Here is a 22,201-nt window from a genome sequence, read left to right as displayed (position 1 = left end):
GCTGGCGTGAAATGAACAGAAGACGCCAGTAAAAAAAGCAAACGATTACTTCGCCGCGCGAATTAGGCCGCAATAGTGGCCTGTAAAAAGGCAAACGATTATCCTGCCTTTACGGGCATATTTTCAACTGCTGTTTACGCCTGAACCAGGATAATTCGCAAGGAAGAGCCGTTACGTCCTCTTTATCTGGCTACTCCGCCGCCAGATCGAGTTCGCCGCCCTGCTGAATGGCGCGCTGCCAGGCGGGACGACGCATAATGTTAGCAAGCCAGTCCTGCGTTGCCGGCATATTATTCAACCCGCCGCGCGCCGCCAGCCCCTGAACAGGAAAGCTCATTTGAAAATCCGCCAGCGTAAGCCGTTCGCCAGCGAACCAGCTATGGGTAGTCAGATGTCGCTCGATAAACTCACGATGCGTGGCCAGCTGCTTATCGATAAAGCCTTTGCGCACGCCGTTACCGAAGGCTGCGCCGATGGGACGCAACAGCCAGGGCACCGGCGGCTTGCCCATTCTGCTGAAGATCAGGCGCATAACCACCAGCGGCATCAGCGACCCTTCCGCATAGTGCAGCCAGTAACGACTCTGCAACGCTTCCTCTTCATTCTGCGGCGTCAACCGCTGTTGGGCATCGTAGCGGTCCGCCAGATATTCCAGAATCGCGCCCGATTCAGCCACTACGCGATTGCCGTCGCTGATAACCGGCGCTTTCCCCAACGGATGCACCTGTTTCAGCGCCTCCGGCGCCAGCATATTTGCCTGACGCTGATAGCGCCGGATTTCATAGGGCAGCTCCAGCTCTTCCAGTAGCCAGAGGATGCGCTGAGAACGGGAGTTGTTGAGATGATGGACAACGATCATGACCGATTCCTGTGGTTAAGCGCCAGCCTCCAGTATAGCGGCTACTCCTCTTCGCGCTGCGGATCGAGCAGGATCGCGCCGGTGCCCTTCTCCGCCAGCCGGTCGCCGGGGTTGCGCAACGGACAGTCGCGCATCGATAAACAGCCGCAGCCGATACAGCCGTCAAGATCGTCACGCAGGTGCGTGAGGGTCTCGATCCGTTTCGTTAGCTCGGCGCGCCACTGCTCTGTGAGTTCTTCCCAGGCTTTAGGCGAAATACGCTTTTCGACCGGCATATGCGCCAGACTTTCGCTAACCGTCGCCAGGGGAATGCCGATGCGCTGGGCAATTTTAATGATTGCCACGCGGCGCAGCACATCACGGCTGTAGCGCCGTTGATTTCCACCATTGCGCGTGCTGGCGATCAGCCCTTTCGCCTCATAAAAATGCAGCGCGGAAACCGCTACCCCACTACGTTTCGCCACTTCGCCTGGCGTCAGTACCGGTTTGGGAGAACTGTTTTTTTTCATTTTGCGCTTTACCTCAAGTTAACTTGAGGAATTATACTCCCACCCCATTAACCCGCAACGCTTAAAATCTCATCAGAAGGACGTAGTCATGATGCATAACGACATTATTCATTCTCTGACTGACTGGATTGATCAGAACTTAGATAAAAACTTGTCCATCGATGAAGTCGCCGCCAAAGCAGGCTACTCAAAATGGCACCTGCAACGTATGTTCCGTACCGTAACGAAACAGACGTTGGGCAGCTATATTCGCGAGCGTCGACTGACGCTGGCGGCGGAAGCTCTTACTCTGACCCAGCGTCCGGTATTTGATATTGCGATGCAGTATGGTTTTGACTCGCAGCAAACTTTTTCGCGCGTATTCCGCCGTCAGTTTTCACAAACGCCCACGGCCTATCGCCACAGCATGCGTCGTCAAAGCGCGCTGCGTCAGCGTTCCGTTAATTATAATCGTAACGATGTTATTGGCAGTTACGCCCAGCGTACCACCGGCATCTGCTGCCCGGTCAGCGGTTAAAAGCGTAAGCCAGGCCCGGCGCGTTTGCCGGGCCGCTTTCAGGCTATTTCAGCCTGTGGATGGCTTTGTAGCAGCGGCGATAAGTACCATCCGCCGCCCAGCGATTTGATGTGATACATAGCAGCATCTGCCTGAGCCATTAACCCTTCTGTGGATCGCGCATTTTTTCCCATCGCTGCGCCAATGCTCACCGACCAGATAATTGGCTCGCCGTCCGGCAAAAGCAGCGGACTTTCCATGCTGATCATCAGATGCTCGACTACCGTGGCTATCTCCTCCGGCTCAGTGATATTACGCAGCAGAACCGCAAATTCATCGCCGCCGAGGCGCGCCACGATATCTGTTTTTCTTACCTGCGCGCGCAGCCGCTGTGCGGTGGCGGTAATAATGGCATCGCCTGCCGCATGTCCCCATGTATCATTGATCTGCTTAAAGCGATCGCCATCAATAAACAGCACTGCCAGCCTTTGTCGCTGCGCGTTATCAGCAAAAGCCTGAGTCAGCGCCTGTTCAAATGCGATACGGTTCATTAAGCCGGTCAGGCTGTCATGACTGGCCTGATGCGTCAGATAGTCATGTTCACGCTTCATATGGCTTTGCCATTCGTCCAGCTCCGCCAGCAGGCAGTTAAAATCATGGCTGAGCGCCTGTAGCTCAGCGATTTCAGCAGCAGGAACCCGGCGACCAAAAGCGCGACGCTGCCGTACATCCTGGGTTACCAGGGTAATACTTTGCAGCGCCTGTATAATCCCGGCATGCATCCGCCGCGACAGCAGTGAAGCCAGCGTTGCCGTGGTCAGTAGGCTGGCAGCCAGCCAGGCAAGCGTTTTATAGATATATTGGATAACCTGACTGGCGTTACCGATAAGCCAGATCTTTCCAATCTCTTCCCCACCATGCATCACCGGTATACTCATCGGCTGCGGAAAAAACCAGCGCGCAATCAGGCGTTCCAGGCCGTTTTTGCTCTGATGCGAGGCCTCATGCCAGCTGGCTAATAACCGCCCCTGTCCGTCATACACCCGTCCGTCGGCCAGACAGCCACGCCCGCCAATTTCCGCCAGCGCTTCGCGGATAATCTGTCCGTCGCCTTTTATTACTGCCGACTGCACCGTATAGCTCAGCGTTGAGGCCAATAGCTCCAGGTTATTTTCTGCATAGTTACGTAACGCAATCAGGGAAAGCGTGGACAAAGAGATGCAGGAAATCGTCATGGAAACAACGATAATGATCAGATGAATACGCTGCAGCGATTTGCGCAGTGTGGGACGCGCGATCGCCGGAGCGGTTTCAGAAAAGTGAGGGTGAGATTTAATCACATCGTCCTCCGTAACAGAGGCCGGGAAACGATGTGCTGGGCTGTGGGCGATGCCTGAGACCGATGTCAGCAGCAGAAAGCAACCTGGTCATAAATAGGTCCTGAATAATAGGGGCAGACGCAGCGCTAGCGGCGTGCATAAAAAGGGCGAAGCGGTTGCGCCCGCAACTTCGAAAAAGACTGACTGAATGCCATGCCCGGTACAATAAGACGGGCGGTCAGATTCATCTCAAAGCAGGTGATCGCTCTGTAATTCGCCGATAAAACAATTAGTTATATTCTTTTTGCTCGTCGGTAATGTGTCTGATTAGGACTCATCCTGGAGCGCCGCTTTGTGCTGGTCTGCGATTAATTTTTAAACGGCTAACAGCCGTTTTTGCCGGTGTAAATTTTGTTCAAATTTTAAAATCTAGTGTTATAATGTGACCCAAGTCACACTTTAGTACTCTACGTTTATGACCGATAAAGACTTCCTGACATCTTTATCGCTGTCTTTTCCTTCCAGGCGTCAGGGTTGATAAGACACAGGGGTTGCATATTATGGCTACGCTTACCGCCAGCCTTGTTGTAATGCGTTGGGAATTGCTGAGCGCCGTACTAATGTTTTTCGCCAGCACTTTTAAAACAAAATGTCGTCAGACAAGCCATCCGGTAATGGCCTTTGTTTTTAGCGGCATTGGCGTGGGCCTGACCTGCTGGTTTGTTGCTGGTCTATTGGGGATGACGTTCAGTATGGAAAATTTCAATAATTTCCTGAACATCACCAAAGAGGCATTTATTAATATCATGAGCCAGACGCCACCTGCATGGCCGATGCCCTGATTAATTGCCTGATAAAAAAAGCGAGCTTGCTGGCTCGCTTTTTTTATTATTCACCCAGCCGAACACCACTATACTTTTTTTAGTATCGCCGGCAGCGTTACGTCGGTCACATCCGGCGAAGCGCCTGGCGTTGGCTGCGTGATATGATCCTGCAACCACATTTCACCCATCATCCGATTCAGTCCACGGTCGAGGCCGGTAACCAATCCTGCGCCTGGCGTAAAGGTTAATTCGCCAAACCACACCTGCTCTTCATGGATATACCAGTCCACACGAACATAATCGAAATCTTTCGCCAGGGTTTTACTTAACGCTAATGCGTGCTCCAGCTTCGGCATCACTCCATTAAGGTCAAGACCCGTATCGCGAATTTTGTACCAGGCTTCTTTTAGGTTGTTAACGTAAAAGTTCATCGACAACGCCGGATTGCTGCGGTTGTAGATCACCTGCAGCACATATTCAAAATTACCGTCCTTTTTATTGAACATGTGGAACTTATAATCGATCGGCGCACTTTTCCCATCGCCGATATACTGCTCAACCAGAATGCGCGGCTTAATATAACGGTAATGAATTTCGCGCGCTTCTTCAGAAAAGTCTTTACGCAGCCATTCCTGGCAACGATTAATGATCAGCTGCTTTTGCAGGCTATCAGGCTCTTCTAACAAAATTTCTACCATGTTAGAACCATGGTTAGGCTTAACCACCGTGTTCTTCAGGCCAGGCAAGCTCAGCAGCGTCGTCGGATCGCTGGTTTCATGCACCAGTGGGATCAAATACTCTTCGCCAATCGCTTCAGCAATATAATCGCGTACCGTGAACTTATCGGAGAGTTTGCCGTAACGGGCATAGTCGCCGTTGACAAACTTACGATACAGAACCTTCTCATTAAACAGCTTGGGTTCACGGATGTTGGGTAGTCTTTTAAATTTACGAAAATAGTGAATGCGGTCCTGATATGCCCACGGCATTTTCTTAACAAAATAAAGAACGCTTCTTCTTAATTCATCTTTAAACTTAGACATTTTAACCTCATTTGTAAGTTTTGTAGTTGAGTGAGGAAACGTGGATCTTGCGAATGACGCCATGCTTAAAGAAGTAATTCATTACGGTCAGGGACAGAATTTCTGTGATTAAAACGCTCCAGGCTGCGCCAACCAAACCAAAACAGGTAATTAATAACCATGCCAGCGGTATGCTGATTAACATCAGACAGAGAATTTTCTTCAACAGATAATTAAAACCTCCTTCTTTGACCATATAACGATATGCGACCGTCCCCATTGACGAAAAGCAAGTTGCTAATGACAACAACGTAACGATACTTCCTGATTGTGTGTAATCTTCCCCATACAGGGTAATAATGATCTTCTCACCGTAAAGGGATACGATAAGCAGCATCAATAGTGAAATAACCATGACATAGCCATTCAACCGTGCAGTCAGCTTTAACGCCTTCTCTGACTGCTCTCTGAATATTTCAGTAAAGCTTGAGGTAATAATTGCCGCAGGAATAAATATCCATGATGCAGAAATGATATTCGCTGCGTTAAATAACCCAACATCCCTTGCAGTCCCTACGCTGACCAGGAAGAATTGCGCCATTTTTATCTGAATTGAAATAAATATGCTCGAAATCGCTAAAGGCAGTCCGGCATATATTAAGTAACGCAGATAACTGCCGCTTTTACCTGGCGGCGGTTCTTCATCACTGTAACGCTGATAAAAGCTATACCGTTTAATCATGTATGGTACCAGCGTGACGGCGACAATAGACAAGGTCAACCACAGCGGGCTCAACTTTAGCCAGGCAACGCTAAAGCTAATAGCAAAGCCCAGCAACATGCCCACGGTGTTGGCAATCGTATTAAAGCGCGACGCCAGCTGGGCATTGTTAAAAACGCTAAAGGTGTCCTGCGTAACAAACAGCGCCGCTACAAACGAAGCCAACGCAAAGGCGAGATAGTTCTCGCGCATGTGGTAGTACATCCAAACCAAAAGCGGCAAGGAAAGCAGCAACAGTAAAGCCAAACGCAGCTTTTTGGCGATGGTCATCAGACGCATCCCTTTCTGTGCGCTTTTACTGATGCGCTTGAACAGAAGGGTTTCAGTGCCAAAAATTGCAATAGTTTGCACCACTGAGAACAGCGATGTTGAAAAAGACATCTGACCAAATACCGTGGGTCCAAAAGATTTTGCTACATAAGACGTGACAAAAATTACGCCAAATATGGAAACAAATTTTTCAGATATCATCCAGGCGGCGTTGGACATCACACTGTATTTCATCGACGCATCCTTTGTATTTCTCACTTCTCACATATGAAAAAGACGTCCGTGTTTTAAACGTACAATTACGCACAGTGAACTCTGGCGGCACAAGATTAAAAACCACATTCCACTACCGGTTATCTAAATAACGGTTACTTGCCTTTTCATGAGATTTTTCTCATAGGCTATCTGGTAAAAAATGGTCTTTTCAATTTTGTGTAAACGATTTCATAAAAATTATTTTTTGAAAGCTACCCTGGCACAAATTTACCGTTACGCAAGTTTCCAGTGGAGTGCCAGCATTGTCAAAATCGTTCACCTGACGGGAAGTGAATTTATAACAAAACTGGGTGCTGAGAAAGGTATGGGTTTAAGCCAAAGATAAAATAAGAGAAATCCCATGATGATATTTCTACAGGATAACTTAACTTATTGCTTGCCATTCAAATCGCGCACTTTAAAACGCTGCTTTAATATTCCAGGGGATTAGATCCATTTATTATTGCAGCTTTTCTCATCCATTAATTGATTAGAAAGGTAACAGCATTTATGAGAAAGTCACGATACACCGAAGAGCAAATCACCAACGCGATTAAAGCTTCTGAGTGTGGCGTTAAGGTCAAAGATATCTGTGAAGATTTGGGGATTTCTGAAGCGACCTTTTATAGCTGGAAGAAGAAGTACGCTGGGCTATCTTCCGAGGAAGGTAGAAAAATCAAAGAGTTAGAGGAGAGACTGCAGGCACTAAACCGGGAACTGCAAATTCTGAGTTCTGATAAAGCGATGCTGCAAAGCGTGGTCAAAAACTTCTTTACGACTAATGATAAGCGGCAAGCAGTTAATTATTTACAGGATACTTTCGAGATAGGTACACGCCGTAGCTGCCGCCTGCTTGATATTAGCCGTAGCGTTTATCACTATCCTTCCGGGCAGTGTGATAATCACTGATTAAATAATAATGCCTACGCTCAGGATAAATCTGATAAGCAAAGATGTGTGAAATTAATTAAAATTTTAAGAACAAGCCATTCGTACCATTTTTTCCTGAACTATTTCAGTTTGGGCACGATTGTTTTTTAGGCTTTCTTTTATCACACTCACATTAAAACCCTTTATTTCAGGTATTTCCCGGCTTACCTTTCTTTACTTATGCAGGAAAGGCGGCCGGGAAGCACTTCAGCCCTTTTAATAGTCTTCTCTGTAACGGTCCATTTCGCTTCAATCTGCCTTATACTTTCCAGATAAATCTGTATCGGTTTGTCCATGCCTTTTATGGCAAATCGGGGTCTGATTTATCTGCTTGCCGTACCCTACTCACAATAGGATCGCCGTAAAGTCATTAAGCACAGTTAATGATTATCACGTTGCAATGCGTTCAAAAGATGGTCTTAACCGTTTTCACTTTCAGGTTTCTAATGATTTTTGTAAGAGGATCTTTGTTTACCGCTCTGCTTGTTGAGGGCAACTCAAGCAATGTTTGGATCGCGATTTTTACCATAATGTGATGTGCAACACATTAGCGATACAGTAGTAAACTTTGACATTTATGCGTCTGGGTTGAAACGTTTTAGCGAAAAATCCGATAGCGCAGGAGGGGGCACTTATGGCAAGACAATCAGATAGTTAGTTGAGAAATGACCCAGGTTACCGCCGTTATCAGGTTAAGTATTATCTTAATATCAGGGCCAATTTTTATCTACTGCAATATTAGCTCCCTTTCAGCAAAAATTTTATTTCCCGGACGGGCTTTTTTTACGTAAACGTTGCCACTTAACGCAAATCAAAACAAAAACGGTGAAAAGCCGTTGAGGGTTTTCTTAAAAGCGCCTGGTCAGCTATTTAAACCGGACGCTTTTTCTAAGTAAATTATGGGGAAATATCCAACGGTGCGACTATTGGCTCAGGTTTAATGCGAATAGCAATCAATACGCCAATAATTAAACAGGCAATTCCCATTAGCGTGAGCAGCGGTGGCCAGCTCTGGCGCAGCATGAAAGTATAGGCCAGCCCCGCCAGCGTTTCGAAAACGATAAGCGGCCCAACCAGCACCGTCGGCAAACGCTGACAGGCTTCATTCCAGCACAGCGCCCCAATCCATGAGCAAAACAGCCCAATCGCCAGCATCAGAGGAATAAAGACCTCTGGCCGGGGGCCGAAAGGCAGAGCAAAACCTGGCATAGTCCAGTTCATCATCAGGGCTACCAGCAGCCAGGCCAGTAGTGCCAGCGGCAGCGTTGCCACGCCCTGTGCCGTAGCCCAGGTCCCCGGTTTTTTATCGGGGTTAGCGCGTAGCCAACGGGCGTTGCGCAGCGGATACCAGGTCCAACAGATCACCGCCATAACCGCCAGGGCAATACCGCTCAGATAACTGGCCCATTCAATGTGTTGCGCCGCGCCGCGTAACTCAGCCACATTCACGCAGACTAAACCGACAACGATCAGTAGCAGTGCAGGCATTAGCTTACCCCAGGCTAAGCGCCCCTCCTGACCACCATATAACAGGTTTGAAGTGATGGTTATTACTACCGGCAGTGTTCCGATCAGCATGGTTGATACGGGTGCGCCGGTACGCTGAATAGCGGCGGCGAGACAGCTGTAATAAAGAAGATTGCCTATCAGCGTCAGACGGAAAGCTTCTGCCCAGTCGCCGCGTGATAACCGTTTCAAACGGTGCCGGTCGTGCCAGGCTAACGCCAGAGCGATCATTCCAAAGGCCAGATAGCGGCCGGCGGAAAGCATTGTGGCGGGATATTCCGGCACCAGTAGCGGGCTAACAAAAATCAGGCCCCATAGCAGGCCAGCGGCCAGCGCAAAAAGTACTCCTGCAAGCATAGCTGTCTCATTAACAAGTATATGAGCGGCCATTGTGGCGTAGGTTGAGCGGAAAATATTGTAGGAGATTGCGATCGGCGCAGGAGAGGATCACTGGCGCTGGTCGACGACTTTTAACGGCCAGCTATCTGCTTCTGGTAGCGAACGGGGGTTATGCCATAGCGATGAGCAAACGCGCGTGTCAGATGCGCCTGATCGGTTAACCCCACGCCAAGAGCAACATCGGCGGCGCTGTAACCCTGCGCCAACAGGCGCTTGGCCTCAAACAGACGAAAGGCCATCAGCATCTGGTGCGGCGTAACATGAAAGTGATATTTAAACTGACGCAAAAAATGATAAGGACTGAGCGAAACCAGTTCAGCCAGTTCCGCCAGGGTGACCGACTGGGCATAGCTGGCACGCAAATAGTCGCGCACCTTATCAAAACGGTGCATTTTCTCCTGCGGTGCTTTATCCGCAATACGGGCGTAAGGCCGGAACAGATCCACAATCTGTAGCATCTGACCGTGAGCGGTCAGTGCATCAGGCGCCCGCCACAATGCGGCTATCGCCTGCGAAAGCTGGCAAGCAATCAAAGGCTCCTCTTTTACTACCTCGGTAAACCACCAGCCGCGCTCGCCCGTCAGCGTCTCCAGCGTTTCAGGATCGATATAGATCATACGGTAACGCCAGCCCTCTTCTCCCAGCGATTCGCCGGTATGGAGTTCGTCCGGATTCATCATTACCAGCGATTGCGCCGCCGCAATATGGCTGGCGCCGCGATAACGAAAGCGCTCCGCGCCGAAATCAATCGCGCCGATCCCAAACGCTTCATGGGTATGAGGCTCAAAGGCATAGCGTGATATATGCGCCTGATAAAGTTCAACGCCGGGCAGCTCGCTAAGCTGAAGAAACTGGGCGCGATCCTTTTCACTGGGAAACTGTTGCGGCACACCCTGCACACTAAACTCCTGAGAGAAAAAAGAGAGAAAGCAGAGCATGGCAGTTGCGTGTGAATAACGCAAAAGATGGCTATGCTCTGCCAGCAATTTCTGTGAAACAGGTTGGAAAAGGGCGACGCGACGTTATCGCCCTTGTTGGCCTGATTAATGCGCGGGTAGCTGGAACGCCGAAACGGTATTTTTCAGGTAGTTAACCTGTTCTTCCAGTGAAGAAGCCGCAGAAGCAGATTCCTGCACTAGCGCGGCGTTTTGCTGCGTCACGCCATCCATCTCTGTTACCGCCTGTTCAATCTGCATAATGCCACGGCTCTGCTCGTCGGACGCGGTAGAAACCTCCTGCATCAGTGCGTTAACGCGCGTAACGGAATCGATGATATTCGCGATCGCTTCGCCGGTTTTGGTAACCTGCTGCGATCCCTGGCTGATACTGGTAACGGAATCTTTAATCAACTCTTCGATTTCGCGCGCGGCGGCGGCGCTACGGCTTGCCAGATTGCGCACTTCACCGGCCACTACCGCGAAGCCCCGTCCCTGCTCCCCGGCTCGCGCCGCTTCTACCGCAGCGTTCAATGCCAAAATGTTGGTTTGGAAGGCGATGCTGTTAATCACGGTGGTGATCTCTTCGATTTTCCGTGAGCTCTGTGTGATGCCGCTCATGGTAGTAATCACCGCTTTCGAGACTTCGTTACCGCTTTGAGCCGCTTTTACCGCTTCCTGCGTCAGGCGCGTTGCCTGATAAACGTTATCGGTATTCTGTTTTACCGTTGCACTCAGCTCTTCCATGCTGGCTGCGGTTTGTGTCAGCGCTGACGCCTGTTGCTCAGTACGCGAAGAGAGATCGATATTACCAACGGCAATTTCCTGCGACGCGTTGGCTACGGAGTGACAAGAGTCACGTACCTGGCTAATGATCTGAATCAATGCCAGACGCATCTGCTCAATAGAGCGCATCACTTCAGAAATTTCAGTGCGTGAGGTCGCGCTAACCGGCACGGTATGCTGTAACTGCCCCTCGGCAATTTTGCTGCACTGCTCTTTCGCTGCCAGCAGTGAATCAAGCAGGTATTTTTTCAACAGGAAATAGATCAGGCCAATAATGAAAACAAACACCACGGCAAACAGTACCAGCATGATCACCGAGAAGTTAAAGTTCTGCTGAGCGGTAGCGTTGAGCTGTTTCGCGTAGGCTTCGTGCAACGCCAGCACCTGATCCAGCGCAATTTCATACTGGCGGTCCAGTTTAGCCACCTGGGTGAGCTGACTGGTGAATCCGGCCTGGTCGCCGCTATGCGCTGCGGCGATCAGCGGTTCGATTCCCTGTTGCTTATAGGCCAGCCAGGCACGCTGATACTCAGCCAGCAGCACATCTTCATCTTTCAGACGCGGCGCTTTTACATAGGCGGCAAAGGCCTCATCCATTTTTTGCACCAGCGTTTCCACACCCGCCATTCTGGCGTTGGCACTCTCAATATCGCCTTTCTCCAGCTGCTTCATATACTCCATCAGATGCACACGGAGGTTACGGCTGTGGTTGATAGGATCGATGATGGACAACACCACGCGGATTTCCTTGTTCACACTGTCGAGCGAGTTATTGCTGCGCACAAACAGGAAAGCGTTAGTCACGGAACTGAACAGAAAAATTGCCAGTAAGGCGATCAGAATAATAAGTGAAGAGCGTTTGATGGTCATTAAAGGGATCTCTGAATAAAACCGGTGCCCTCTTTATCGGCCATAGTCAGAAATTTCTTATATGTTCATGCGCGCAAAGCACTGTTTTTCACTTTTTATTGAGCTTTTCATTGATCCTTCGCACGAAAACCTTAAACGTAACTTATACGGCGTGCCGGGCGCTATCCGCCGCGCGCCTGTTCCCGCAGGCATCATTCGCAACAGCTCTGCCCGGTGATGCGCAGGCAGCCAGAATTACCCGTATGCAGGCCGTGCTGGCTGGCGCTCCGCAATTCTTTTCCTTTAAAGCTCGTTTACGCAGGGCTATCACCCGCATTGAAAAATGTGCCATGATTAGCTAAATCGGTTTAGCATGATTAGCTAAGAGGAAGCGATGACAAAACGTATCTGGGTATTGGGTGACGCCGTAGTGGATCTGCTGCCGGAAGGCGAGCAGCGTTTGATAGTCTGTCCTGGCGGCGCGCCGGCAAATGTGGCGGTCGGCATCGCCCGACTGGGCGGAAACAGCGCCTTTATTGGCTGCACAGGAGAGGATCCCTTTGGCCAGCTACTGCGGAAAACGCTTCAGCAGGAAAATGTGGATACTGGTTATATGCGTGCGCTGCCGGACCAACGCACCTCAACGGTGCTGGTCGGCCTGGACGAAGAAGGCGAACGCACTTTTACCTTTATGGTACGCCCGAGCGCCGATCTGTTTTTGACCCCGGCGGATCTTCCTGTGTTTCAGAAAGGCGAAGGTCTGCATCTTTGTTCGATTGCCCTCAGCGCCGAGCCATCACGCAGCGCAGCTTTCAGTGCCATCGATGGTATCCAGCAGGCTGGCGGCTGGGTGAGTTTCGATCCTAACCTACGGGAAGACCTCTGGTCAGATCCACAGGAAATGCGCGACGTTGTCGCTCAGGCGCTGCTGAAAGCAGATGTGATAAAGCTTTCACTGGAAGAGCTTTATTTTCTCACCGACAGCAACGAGCTGCATGACGGCATTACCCGCTTCAGCGCGCATTATCGTCCCGCTCTGCTGTTGGTTACCCAGGGCAAGGCAGGCGTGACGCTCTGGCAGAACGGCGAACTGAGCCACTATTCAGCCCCGCAGGTTAAAGTAGTTGATACTACCGGTGCAGGCGATGCGTTTGTTGCCGGTCTGCTGGCCGCTTTGATCCGCGATCCTAACCCCCTTTCACCTGTTGAGCTTCCGCAGGCGATCGCCAGCGCCCAACGCTGTGGCGCACTGGCGACGACGGCACGCGGTGCAATGACCGCCCTGCCTTATCAGGATCCCCACTAAAAACAGAAAATTGCTGGCCCGGTCACAATTACTAAACCGGGTTAGCAAGTTTTATTGATCTACTGGATCCAATTTCAATATCCTCCTGTCGAACCGGTTTAGCAAAGTTGTTAATCCTCTGGAGAATAGCCTAATTGAACATCTTGACCCCTTTGGCTGGTGTTGCTGCTTTTACCCTGATCACCACGCCGTTAGCCTTTGCCGATACCAGCGTAGATCAGCTTGCCACTCGTCTTGCCGCCATGGAAGCGCGTCTGCAGGCTGCTGAACAGCGCGCGGCCGATGCTGAAAAACGCGCCCGCCAGGCAGAACTGCGCGTTGCCGGAATAGAACAACAGCGTGACAAGTCTCAGCCGGTAGCCTTGACGAACACTGCGCCGCCAGCCGCAGCGAACCCTGTGCACGCCGCTTCTGCGTCCTCAGCTGCCGTGCCATCGCTTTCTTCATCGCCAATGACCACTGCTGCCGTGCCAGACGCGCCGACGCAAACGCCAGAGATCGCCGAAGGTTTTGAATTTCACGGCTATGCACGATCCGGCCTGATCATGAATGATGCGGCCACCAGCACGCAGAGCGGTCCCTATCTGACGCCAGCAGGCGAAACCGGCGGTGCGATAGGGAGACTCGGCAATGAAAATAACACCTATGTCGAACTTAACCTGGAACATAAAACCCGCCTGGCTAACGGCGCTACAACCCGCTTTAAAGCGATGCTGGCAGATGGTCAGCAGAGCTACAACGACTGGACGGCAGATACCAGCAGTCTGAATCTGCGTCAGGCTTTTGTTGAGTTAGGCAGCCTGCCGACCTTTACCGGCGCGTTCCATAACAGCACGCTATGGGCGGGCAAGCGCTTCGATCGCGATAACTTTGATATTCACTGGCTGGACTCGGATGTGGTGTTTCTTGCCGGAACCGGCGGCGGAATTTATGACGTGCGCTGGAACGATCGGGTACGCAGCAACTTTTCTCTTTACGGCCGCAACTTTGGCGATATTGAAACGGTGGATAACACCATCCAAAACTATATCGTAACCGCCAATAATTTTGTCGGACCGTTCCAGTTTATGCTCAGCGGGCTGCGCGCCAAAGACAATGAAGAGCGCGTCAATAATGGCGTTCGCAATGACAATGCCGGTGATAGCGGTTTTCATGTCATGGCGGCGTTGCACAACGATAGCTTTTACGGGCTGCGCGCCGGTCAGGCTAAAAGCGCTCTGCTGTACGGCCACGGTCTGGGCGCGGAGGTAAAAGGCATTGGTTCGGATGGCAACCTGACGCAAAACGCCAACACCTGGCGTCTGGCCAGCTACGGTACCACCGCGATTAATAACACCTGGAGCTTCGCCCCGGCGCTACTGGCTCAGCAAAGTCGCGATCGCTATGTGCGGGGCGATGACTATCGCTGGCTGACGTTTAATGCCCGCTTTATCCAGGAAATTAACCAGAACTTCGCGTTGGCCTGGGAGGGCAGCTATCAATATATGGATCTTGATCCGCAGGGCTTTAAAAACCGTCAGAGCGTTAGCGGTAGCTTTTACAAGCTGACGCTGGCACCAACGTTCAAGGTCGGCGATATCGGCGACTTCTTTACCCGACCGGAAATTCGTTTTTTCGCCAGCTGGATGAACTGGGATAGCTCGCTGGATAACTATGCCAGCGACGACGCCTTTGGCAGCAGCGGCTTCTCTTCCGGCGGCGAGTGGAATATTGGCGTGCAGATGGAAACCTGGTTCTGACACCAGACAAAAATAACCTGACAGGGGGCAGTATGGATTTTAATAAGGTTGCGCAGCAGCTTTTACCGCTATTGGGCGGCAGGGAAAATATTGCATCGGCCGCGCACTGCGCTACGCGTCTGCGTCTGGTACTGGTGGATGACGCTAAGGCAGATAAAGATGCTATCGATAAACTGGATGGCGTAAAGGGCTGCTTTCGTAATGCCGGACAAATGCAGATTATTTTCGGCACCGGCGTGGTGAATAAGGTTTATGCCGCCTTTATTCAGGCGGCAGGCATCAGCGAAGCCAGCAAAGGCGAAACGGCGCAGGCAGCAACGCAAAAACTCAATCCGGCGCAGCGCGTCGCCCGACTGCTGTCGAACATTTTTGTGCCGATTATCCCGGCGATTGTCGCATCGGGCGTGCTGATGGGCCTGCTCGGCATGATGAAGACCTACGGCTGGGTCAATCCTGACAGCGCACTGTTTGTCATGCTGGATATGTTCAGTTCGGCGGCCTTTATCATTCTACCGATCCTGATTGGCTTTACCGCCGCACGCGAATTTGGCGGCAACCCTTATCTTGGCGCAACGCTGGGCGGGATTCTTACCCATCCGGCGCTGACCAACGCCTGGGGCGTGGCGGGCGGTTTTAAAACCATGGATTTTTTCGGTCTGGATGTGGCAATGATCGGCTATCAGGGCACGGTATTCCCGGTGCTGCTGGCCGTCTGGTTTATGAGCCTGCTGGAGAAGCGTCTGCGTCGGGTTATTCCGGACGCGCTGGATATTATTCTGACGCCGTTCCTGACGGTAATCATTTCCGGTTTTGTCGCCATGCTGATCATTGGTCCGGCGGGACGGGCGCTGGGCGATGGCATATCTCTGGTGCTGAGTACGCTGATCGCTCATGCGGGCTGGCTGGCAGGGTTGCTGTTCGGCGGTCTCTATTCCGTGATTGTGGTCACCGGTATTCATCACAGCTTCCATGCCATTGAAGCGGGCCTGTTGGGCAATCCCTCAATCGGCGTTAACTTCCTTTTGCCGATCTGGTCGATGGCCAATGTGGCACAGGCGGGCGCCTGTCTGGCAGTCTGGTTTAAAACCCGCGATGTTAAGGTGCGCAGTATTGTGCTGCCTTCCGCTTTTTCCGGCATGCTTGGCATTACTGAAGCGGCCATTTTCGGCGTGAATCTGCGTTATATGAAACCCTTTATTGCCGGTATCGTTGGCGGTGCGGCGGCAGGAGCCTGGGTGGTAATTAGTCACGTTAATATGACGGCGGTTGGGCTGACGGCGCTGCCGGGCATGGCCATTGTGCAGGCCAGCTCGCTGGTGAACTACATTATCGGTATGGCGATCGCCTTTGGCATCGGCTTCCTGCTCTCCCTGATGCTGAAATATAAAGTTGAGGCCAACGCATGAAAGAGGCGGCACTTCTGAAACAAACCGTAAAGGCGCTGATGCAGGGACAGCTCCGCGCCGCTCAGGATCCTCATCGCCCGGCCTGGCATCTGGCGCCATCGGTGGGCCTGCTGAATGACCCAAACGGCTTTATTCAGTTTGATGGCGATTTTCATCTTTTTTATCAATGGAATCCGCTGGCCTGCGCACACGGCGCAAAATTTTGGGGCCACTGGCGTTCCGCCGATTTGGTCCACTGGCAGCATGAGCCGATCGCGCTGGTGCCGTCAGAAGAGTATGAAAGCCACGGCTGTTACTCGGGTTCTGCGGTAGATAATGATGGCGTGCTGACGCTGATCTATACCGGCAACGTCAAGTTTGCGGAAGGCCGCACCGCCTGGCAGTGCCTGGCCACGCTGGAAGAAGACGGCAGTTGTCGTAAGCTGGGCCCGGTTCTGGCTCTGCCTGAGGGTTACAGCGGCCATGTGCGTGACCCGAAAGTGTGGCGGCATGACGACGGGCAGTGGTACATGGTACTGGGCGCGCAAAACCTGGCAAGCGAAGGCAAAGTGCTGCTGCTGCGCAGTGAAGATCTGCATAGCTGGCAACTGCTGGGCGAAATCGCCGGCAGCCAGCTTAATGGGCTGGGCGATTTTGGCTATATGTGGGAGTGCCCGGATCTCTTCCGTCTGGGCGAGCGCGATATCCTGATTACCTGCCCGCAGGGACTGGCACCTCAGCAGAAACGCTGGCTCAATACCTTTCAGAGCGGCTATTTTATTGGTGAACTGGATTATCAGCACGCCCGTTTCCCGCATGGCGACTTCCATGAACTCGACCTTGGCTTTGAGTTTTATGCTCCGCAAACCACCGCCAGCAGCGACGGAAGAAGGCTGCTGTTTGGCTGGATGGGCATTCCCGATGGCGATGAGTTTTATCAGCCCACCATCGCTTACGGCTGGATCCATCAAATGACCTGCCCACGCGAGCTGACGCTGGAACAGGGCAGCCTGCGGCAACGCCCGGCGCGTGAGCTGCAGCAGCTGCGCCATTCACCGCTGACATTACAGGGCGCAGCGCAACAGCTGGAGCTGCTTGATATCAGCAGCGCCGAATTGCTGATGCAGCCAGAGGGCGCGCTAACGCTGCATTTCGCTGATGCGCTCCGCTTGAGCTGGAATGGAGAAGAACTACAACTGTCGCGGCGCAACCCGCGTAGCGGCGTTGAAGAGCATCGTTACTGGCACGGCAGCCCTGCCCGTCTGCATATTTTTTGCGACCGTTCCAGCATTGAGATTTTTATCAACGATGGTGAGGCGGTGATGTCCAGCCGCTATTTTCCCACGGTGACGCCGCAGTTGCGGCTGGAAGGCGAGACGAATGTCAGGCTGCATTACTGGCGACTGGAAGCGGGCGTGATAGTATAACCGCCATCAAATCACCCTGATGTAGCCGACAGTGAATAAACCAAAACGCGTCACGATTAAAGATATCGCCCAGCTGGCGGGCGTCTCCAAGTCTACCGCCAGCCTGGTTCTCAGCGGAAGAGGCAAGGAACTGCGCGTGTCGGAAGCGACGCGCGAGCGGGTAATGGATATTGCTCGCCAGGCACATTATCAGCCCAGCATTCATGCCCGCGCATTAAACTCTTCCCGCAGCCATACCGTGGGTCTGGTAGTGCCGGAAATGACCAATCAGGGCTTTGCCACCTTTTCCCATGCGCTGGAAACCCTGTGCCGCGATGCCGGACTACAGCTGCTGATCGCCTGTACGGATGAGAACGCCAGTCAGGAAACGCTGGCGGTGAATAACCTGATCCAGCGCCAGGTCGATGGGTTAATCGTGGCATCCAGCATGCTGAACGATGCGGAATACCAGAAGATTAATCAGCAGATCCCGGTGGTGCTGTTCGATCGTCATCTGGGCGAATCTTCGCTGCCGCTGGTGATCACCGAGGCGGTGGAACCCGCTGCCAGCCTGGTTGAAAGCGTTGCCCGGGAAGGCTTTGACGAATTCTATTTCTTCGGTGGTCAGCCGCGCATTTCACCAACCCGCGATCGGCTGGAAGGTTTCCGTCAGGGGCTGGCGCGGGCTGGCATGGCGTTAAAGCCGGAGTGGGTTATTCACGGTCATTACCATGCCAGCTCCGGTTATGAGATGTTCGCCGAGCTTTATATGCGTCTGGGCCGCGTACCGCAGGCGCTGTTCTGTGCCGCCTGCGGTCTGCAAGAGGGCGTGCTGCGCTATCTTAGCCAACATGGCCTGCTGGATCAGCCGATCCGCCTGTGCAGCTTTGACGATCACTATCTGTATGATGCGTTGTCGGTGAAAATCGATACGGTGGTACAGGATGAGCGAATGCTGGCGTGGAACTGCTTCGAAATCGTCACAGCCTTAATGGAAGGCGAAACGCCGGAAAATCTGCAGCGTTACTTGCCGGCACGGCTGAAATGGCGCAGCGCCTGATCGCGCGTCGCCAGGCATTATCTGTAATTGAGGCTTTTTTACCGTTAGGGTCATCGCACTGTCATATCGCGCAAGTAACACTCCAGAGCTGCGATATTACTTCTTTAGCGAGGCCCGTCATGAGCGAGAATCAAACCTGGCACGCCGCGTCATCGCCTGCGTCGGCGCGTCCCGATCTGAGCAGTAAACACAGTAAAAAAACCGCACTGGCCGTGATCGTGCTGATCGTCGCCGGACTCGTTTTTGCCGGGGTGAACCTGTTTGCCGATGTGGAAGAGTCCGGGCAAGTCGTTACCAGCTACTTTCCTTTTGTGCTGTTAGGCCTGGCGCTGGTGATTGCGCTGGCGTTCGAGTTTGTTAACGGCTTTCATGATACCGCCAATGCGGTAGCCACGGTGATTTATACCCATTCACTGCCGCCCGGTGCGGCTATCCTCTGGTCCGGCTTATGTAACTTCAGCGGCGTGCTGCTTTCCAGCGGCGCGGTGGCCTTCGGCATTATTTCATTGCTACCCATGGAGTTAATGCTACAGGCCAGCAGCGGTAATGGCTTCGCCATGATCTATGCCCTGCTCTTTTCTGCGATAACCTGGAATCTCGGCACCTGGTATCTGGGTTTGCCCTCCTCTTCTTCCCATACGCTGATTGGCTCAATTATTGGCGTCGGGGTGGCGAACGCTATCAATAACGGGCGTAGCGGCATGGAAGGCGTTAACTGGGATCAGGCGCTTAATGTTGCTTACGCGCTGCTGTTTTCGCCGCTTGTTGGCTTTGCCAGCGCTGCGCTGCTGTTGCTGGTGATGAAAAAATGGCTGCGCAATCGCCAGCTCTATAGCGCGCCAGAAGGACCACAGCCGCCGCCGGGCTGGATCCGTGCGTTGTTGATCCTCACCTGCACCGGCGTCTCCTTTGCCCATGGATCTAACGACGGACAAAAAGGCATGGGACTGATTATGTTGATTCTGGTGGGCGCAATGCCGATTGCCTATGCTCTTAACCGCTCTGTCCCGCCCGATCAGATCCCGCGCGTGGCGGCACTGGCGCAGATTACCAGTCAGCAGCTGACAGCAGAGCACACGCTGCCGCCACAGTATGTGCCGCGTGACGTGCTGATGGAGTTTATGCGCAGCGGCGAAAACAATCCGCAGGTTGCGCCAGCGCTGGGCGCGCTGCTGGATAAAATTGGCCGACAGATCAAGCAGTATGGTTCGATGGAGAATATTCCGGCACAGCTGGTGGCCAATACCCGTAATGATATGTATCTGGCAGCGGAAAGCATTAAGCAGCTAAAGGCGGCAAAAGCGCCGTTCCCGGCAGAGATGCAGAACAACCTTAACGCGATGAAAAGCGAGCTGGATAATGCAACCCGCTTTATTCCACTTTGGGTAAAAATCGTGGTGGCGCTGGCGCTTGGCCTGGGCACTATGGTGGGCTGGCGACGCATTGTGATTACCGTCGGCGAGCGGATCGGCAAAACGCATTTAAGCTATGCACAGGGCGCCAGCGCAGAGCTGGTCACGGTCGCTACCATTGGTGCCGCTGACGCCTTTGGTCTGCCGGTCTCTACCACGCATGTTCTGTCGTCCGGCGTGGCAGGCACCATGGCGGCTAACCGCTCCGGTCTGCAAATGGCGACGTTACGCAATCTGCTGATCGCCTGGGTGCTGACGCTGCCGGTCTCGATTATGATTTCCGCCCTGTTGTTTATGCTGTTTATACGCCTTTAGCGTACGGTCCCGGCAGGTCAATGGATCGTCAGTCCGGTTCCTTGCCTTCAGATAACGATAAATTATCTATACTTTGCTTTTAGTTAACAGGAGGCACCGATGGCGGACTTACAACTGATTGATACGCTGGAACTGGGCGATGAAGATGCTGCGGCCTATAAATATGAAATTTATGGCGCTGATGAATCGACGCCGGAATATGCGCTTATCTTTATCCGTCAGAGCGATAGCGATGACTGGCAACAGGATGGCAAACTTGAGTTTGCGGTAGCGGAAGAAAAACAGGAAGCCACAAGCGGCACGATGGGTTATGGGTCTGGCGACAGCATGCCGGACCTGCGTGATTTACGCCAGGAGGCAAAAGAGCGCTGCGAGCAACATTATCAGGAAAATTGTTAACCGCTGACAGAGCAAAACAGGGCGGCCAGTGGCCGCCCTGCTGTATTACAGAATTGCCGCAACGGACTTCGCCAGCTGCGCTTCCAGCACCGGTTTCGCCTCTTCAAACTTAAGGTTGACCTTGTTGGCGTTGGAAACCACGCGGGTTTAGTATTTCATGCGATTGCCATCAGCTTTGCTGGACTGCAGCTTAACGCCAGAGGTTCCCTGACGCAGCGCGGCAATATTATCGGTGGTGACATTCTCTTTACTGCGCTCGGAAATCTGCAGATCGGTAACCATGGTGTAGTTAATATCCTCCACCAGCGCATCCGCTGCCATACCGGCCAGGCCCAGCGCCAGACCCGCACCCAACACCGCACCGCCTGAATTACTGTTATAAGCAGTAATACCGCTGCCCAGCGCCGCGCCTGCAACCGCGCCTTCATAGCCGCTGCCTAACAGACCCTGTGCTTCACGCAGATCCATCTTATCGGCTTTCAGGACGTTAGCCTGAATCCAGTAATAAGCATTATCCGGAGAATTCACTACGTTATAACCTTTAGCACGCAGGTCCTGCGCCAGCAGCTCGGGAAGATCGCTCATATCCTTGTCAGAGGTGTTCTTGACCTGAATGTAAATTAATCGCCTGCTAAATTAGCTCAAAAAAAACCCTGCCGTAGCAGGGCTTTCAAACACCGAATTTTCACAGAAACAAGCCGATCAGAACGGAATGTCGTCGTCGAAATCCATCGGCGGTTCATTGTTAGCCGGTGCGCTCTGCTGCTGCGGACGAGCAGGTGCCTGACCGCCGCCGCTGAACTGGCTGCCGCCCTGCGGCTGCTGAGGCTGGCCCCAACCACTATTGTTGTTGCTGCCGCCGCCGCCCATAGCGCCGCCTGCCGGCGCGCCTGCACCGCCGCCCTGACGGCCGCCCAGCATCTGCATGGTGCCACCAACGTTAACCACCACTTCCGTGGTATAACGTTCCTGGCCGCCCTGGTCCTGCCATTTACGCGTTTGCAGAGAACCTTCGATATAAACCTGAGAACCTTTACGCAGGTATTCGCCCGCCACTTCCGCCAGTTTGCCGAACAGCACGACACGGTGCCATTCCGTTTTCTCTTTGGTCTCTCCGGTCTGCTTGTCACGCCAGCTTTCGGAGGTAGCCAGCGTAATATTCGCTACGGCTCCACCATTAGGCATATAACGCACTTCCGGATCCTGACCCAGATTCCCGACAAGAATCACTTTGTTAACGCCTCTGCTGGCCATGTTCGCGTCTCCCGATGAGTATTCATTAAGTCTAAACGGTAAATTCTATCACGCCAGGCTGCCCGATCATACTTCCGAGCAAGCTTCCAATAATGAAGATCTTTTTGCAGGGTTGCAACTGACTACTGGATATACATTCAGTTATTTTTTGTGCCATAATGACCTGTTTAGTCCTGCCGTATCGT

At 52.4% G+C, this 22,201-nt stretch carries 19 protein-coding genes and 1 pseudogene; 10 read left to right on the top strand and 10 right to left on the bottom strand.

The window, feature by feature from the left end:
• Positions 1-190 precede the first annotated feature (190 nt).
• Positions 191-859 carry a glutathione S-transferase gene (locus ACQE32_RS13270; protein WP_426973153.1) on the bottom strand — a complete coding sequence of 223 codons (669 nt, stop codon included), beginning with the start codon at positions 857-859 and terminating at the stop codon, positions 191-193.
• A 41-nt stretch (positions 860-900) separates the two neighbouring features.
• Positions 901-1,368: a redox-sensitive transcriptional activator SoxR gene (gene soxR / locus ACQE32_RS13265; protein ID WP_085069709.1), complete on the bottom strand. Its 468-nt coding sequence runs from the start codon at positions 1,366-1,368 to the stop codon at positions 901-903.
• An 88-nt stretch (positions 1,369-1,456) separates the two neighbouring features.
• Between soxR and soxS the strand changes: the two genes are divergently transcribed.
• The gene (soxS, locus tag ACQE32_RS13260) at positions 1,457-1,885 is read left to right on the top strand and encodes a superoxide response transcriptional regulator SoxS (RefSeq protein WP_250651039.1); all 429 of its coding nucleotides are present in this window, start codon (positions 1,457-1,459) and stop codon (positions 1,883-1,885) included.
• Between the two features lie 38 nt (positions 1,886-1,923).
• Here soxS and ACQE32_RS13255 read toward each other — a convergent pair whose 3' ends face one another.
• Positions 1,924-3,204 (bottom strand): diguanylate cyclase domain-containing protein, encoded by a 1,281-nt coding sequence (locus tag ACQE32_RS13255; protein WP_426973152.1) that lies wholly within the window; start codon positions 3,202-3,204, stop codon positions 1,924-1,926.
• A gap of 539 nt (positions 3,205-3,743) precedes the next feature.
• Here ACQE32_RS13255 and ACQE32_RS13250 point away from each other — a divergent pair.
• Entirely contained in the window at positions 3,744-4,025 is a 282-nt protein-coding gene (locus ACQE32_RS13250) for a YjcB family protein (RefSeq protein ID WP_085069703.1), read from the top strand.
• Positions 4,026-4,093: 68 nt separating this feature from the next.
• On the opposite strand, the gene ACQE32_RS13245 is transcribed toward ACQE32_RS13250, so the two are convergent.
• Both ACQE32_RS13245 and ACQE32_RS13240 read right to left on the bottom strand, forming a co-directional pair.
• The gene (locus tag ACQE32_RS13245; protein ID WP_426973151.1) at positions 4,094-5,050 is read right to left on the bottom strand and encodes an ATP-grasp fold amidoligase family protein; all 957 of its coding nucleotides are present in this window, start codon (positions 5,048-5,050) and stop codon (positions 4,094-4,096) included.
• 7 nt (positions 5,051-5,057) lie between these two features.
• On the bottom strand, positions 5,058-6,314 hold the full coding sequence (locus ACQE32_RS13240; RefSeq protein ID WP_426973150.1) for an oligosaccharide flippase family protein: 1,257 nt from the start codon (positions 6,312-6,314) through the stop codon (positions 5,058-5,060).
• 531 nt (positions 6,315-6,845) lie between these two features.
• On the opposite strand from ACQE32_RS13240, the gene ACQE32_RS13235 reads away from it, so the two are divergent.
• The gene (locus ACQE32_RS13235) at positions 6,846-7,244 is read left to right on the top strand and encodes a transposase (protein WP_085069697.1); all 399 of its coding nucleotides are present in this window, start codon (positions 6,846-6,848) and stop codon (positions 7,242-7,244) included.
• 918 nt (positions 7,245-8,162) lie between these two features.
• On the opposite strand, the gene ACQE32_RS13230 is transcribed toward ACQE32_RS13235, so the two are convergent.
• The 3 genes from ACQE32_RS13230 to ACQE32_RS13220 form a co-directional block, all read right to left on the bottom strand.
• A complete protein-coding gene (locus tag ACQE32_RS13230) occupies positions 8,163-9,128 on the bottom strand; it encodes a DMT family transporter (RefSeq protein ID WP_426973148.1) in 966 nt (321 codons plus the stop codon).
• Positions 9,129-9,241: 113 nt separating this feature from the next.
• On the bottom strand, positions 9,242-10,069 hold the full coding sequence (locus ACQE32_RS13225) for an AraC family ligand binding domain-containing protein (protein WP_426981921.1): 828 nt from the start codon (positions 10,067-10,069) through the stop codon (positions 9,242-9,244).
• A gap of 144 nt (positions 10,070-10,213) precedes the next feature.
• Positions 10,214-11,761 carry a methyl-accepting chemotaxis protein gene (locus ACQE32_RS13220; protein WP_427021914.1) on the bottom strand — a complete coding sequence of 516 codons (1,548 nt, stop codon included), beginning with the start codon at positions 11,759-11,761 and terminating at the stop codon, positions 10,214-10,216.
• 373 nt (positions 11,762-12,134) lie between these two features.
• On the opposite strand from ACQE32_RS13220, the gene ACQE32_RS13215 reads away from it, so the two are divergent.
• The 7 genes from ACQE32_RS13215 to ACQE32_RS13185 all read left to right on the top strand — a co-directional run bounded on the left by ACQE32_RS13215 (position 12,135) and on the right by ACQE32_RS13185 (position 20,762).
• Entirely contained in the window at positions 12,135-13,046 is a 912-nt protein-coding gene (locus ACQE32_RS13215; RefSeq protein WP_427021913.1) for an aminoimidazole riboside kinase, read from the top strand.
• 242 nt (positions 13,047-13,288) lie between these two features.
• Positions 13,289-14,785 (top strand): carbohydrate porin, encoded by a 1,497-nt coding sequence (locus ACQE32_RS13210; protein WP_427022039.1) that lies wholly within the window; start codon positions 13,289-13,291, stop codon positions 14,783-14,785.
• Between the two features lie 32 nt (positions 14,786-14,817).
• Positions 14,818-16,191, top strand: coding sequence for a sucrose-specific PTS transporter subunit IIBC (locus tag ACQE32_RS13205; protein ID WP_250651048.1), 1,374 nt, complete (start codon positions 14,818-14,820; stop codon positions 16,189-16,191).
• Complete coding sequence (locus ACQE32_RS13200; protein WP_427021912.1) at positions 16,188-17,597, top strand: sucrose-6-phosphate hydrolase; 1,410 nt, start codon at positions 16,188-16,190, stop codon at positions 17,595-17,597. The genes ACQE32_RS13205 and ACQE32_RS13200 overlap by 4 nt, the downstream gene beginning before the upstream one ends.
• A gap of 31 nt (positions 17,598-17,628) precedes the next feature.
• Positions 17,629-18,636, top strand: a complete 1,008-nt coding sequence (locus ACQE32_RS13195; protein ID WP_427021911.1) for a substrate-binding domain-containing protein — start codon at positions 17,629-17,631, stop codon at positions 18,634-18,636.
• Positions 18,637-18,755: 119 nt separating this feature from the next.
• On the top strand, positions 18,756-20,363 hold the full coding sequence (locus ACQE32_RS13190) for an inorganic phosphate transporter (protein WP_427021910.1): 1,608 nt from the start codon (positions 18,756-18,758) through the stop codon (positions 20,361-20,363).
• A gap of 99 nt (positions 20,364-20,462) precedes the next feature.
• Positions 20,463-20,762, top strand: a complete 300-nt coding sequence (locus ACQE32_RS13185) for a hypothetical protein (RefSeq protein ID WP_085069679.1) — start codon at positions 20,463-20,465, stop codon at positions 20,760-20,762.
• 45 nt (positions 20,763-20,807) lie between these two features.
• Here ACQE32_RS13185 and traT read toward each other — a convergent pair.
• A pseudogene (gene traT, locus ACQE32_RS13180) lies at positions 20,808-21,395 on the bottom strand (complement resistance protein TraT); the annotation flags it as partial.
• Positions 21,396-21,464: 69 nt separating this feature from the next.
• Positions 21,465-22,016, bottom strand: coding sequence for a single-stranded DNA-binding protein (locus ACQE32_RS13175; protein WP_427021909.1), 552 nt, complete (start codon positions 22,014-22,016; stop codon positions 21,465-21,467).
• Between the last annotated feature and the right edge of the window lie 185 nt (positions 22,017-22,201).

This window comes from Pantoea sp. FN0302 (assembly GCF_050113775.1).
GTDB lineage: Bacteria > Pseudomonadota > Gammaproteobacteria > Enterobacterales > Enterobacteriaceae > Mixta > Mixta alhagi.
Note: the sequence above shows the minus strand (reverse complement) of the source record. Positions and strands in the feature narration are given on the sequence as shown.

Bases quoted from the DNA above. Each gene is read 5' to 3' on its own strand.
- ACQE32_RS13230 (WP_426973148.1), bottom strand. From the start codon at position 9,128: ATGCTTGCAGGAGTACTTTTTGCGCTGGCCGCTGGCCTGCTATGGGGC.
- ACQE32_RS13185 (WP_085069679.1), top strand. From the start codon at position 20,463: ATGGCGGACTTACAACTGATTGATACGCTGGAACTGGGCGATGAAGAT.
- ACQE32_RS13270 (WP_426973153.1), bottom strand. From the start codon at position 859: ATGATCGTTGTCCATCATCTCAACAACTCCCGTTCTCAGCGCATCCTC.
- ACQE32_RS13250 (WP_085069703.1), top strand. From the start codon at position 3,744: ATGGCTACGCTTACCGCCAGCCTTGTTGTAATGCGTTGGGAATTGCTG.
- ACQE32_RS13210 (WP_427022039.1), top strand. From the start codon at position 13,289: ATGGAAGCGCGTCTGCAGGCTGCTGAACAGCGCGCGGCCGATGCTGAA.
- ACQE32_RS13235 (WP_085069697.1), top strand. From the start codon at position 6,846: ATGAGAAAGTCACGATACACCGAAGAGCAAATCACCAACGCGATTAAA.
- ACQE32_RS13175 (WP_427021909.1), bottom strand. From the start codon at position 22,016: ATGGCCAGCAGAGGCGTTAACAAAGTGATTCTTGTCGGGAATCTGGGT.
- ACQE32_RS13215 (WP_427021913.1), top strand. From the start codon at position 12,135: ATGACAAAACGTATCTGGGTATTGGGTGACGCCGTAGTGGATCTGCTG.
- ACQE32_RS13240 (WP_426973150.1), bottom strand. From the start codon at position 6,314: ATGAAATACAGTGTGATGTCCAACGCCGCCTGGATGATATCTGAAAAA.
- ACQE32_RS13190 (WP_427021910.1), top strand. From the start codon at position 18,756: ATGAGCGAGAATCAAACCTGGCACGCCGCGTCATCGCCTGCGTCGGCG.
- ACQE32_RS13245 (WP_426973151.1), bottom strand. From the start codon at position 5,050: ATGTCTAAGTTTAAAGATGAATTAAGAAGAAGCGTTCTTTATTTTGTT.
- soxS (WP_250651039.1), top strand. From the start codon at position 1,457: ATGATGCATAACGACATTATTCATTCTCTGACTGACTGGATTGATCAG.
- ACQE32_RS13200 (WP_427021912.1), top strand. From the start codon at position 16,188: ATGAAAGAGGCGGCACTTCTGAAACAAACCGTAAAGGCGCTGATGCAG.
- ACQE32_RS13220 (WP_427021914.1), bottom strand. From the start codon at position 11,761: ATGACCATCAAACGCTCTTCACTTATTATTCTGATCGCCTTACTGGCA.
- ACQE32_RS13205 (WP_250651048.1), top strand. From the start codon at position 14,818: ATGGATTTTAATAAGGTTGCGCAGCAGCTTTTACCGCTATTGGGCGGC.
- soxR (WP_085069709.1), bottom strand. From the start codon at position 1,368: ATGAAAAAAAACAGTTCTCCCAAACCGGTACTGACGCCAGGCGAAGTG.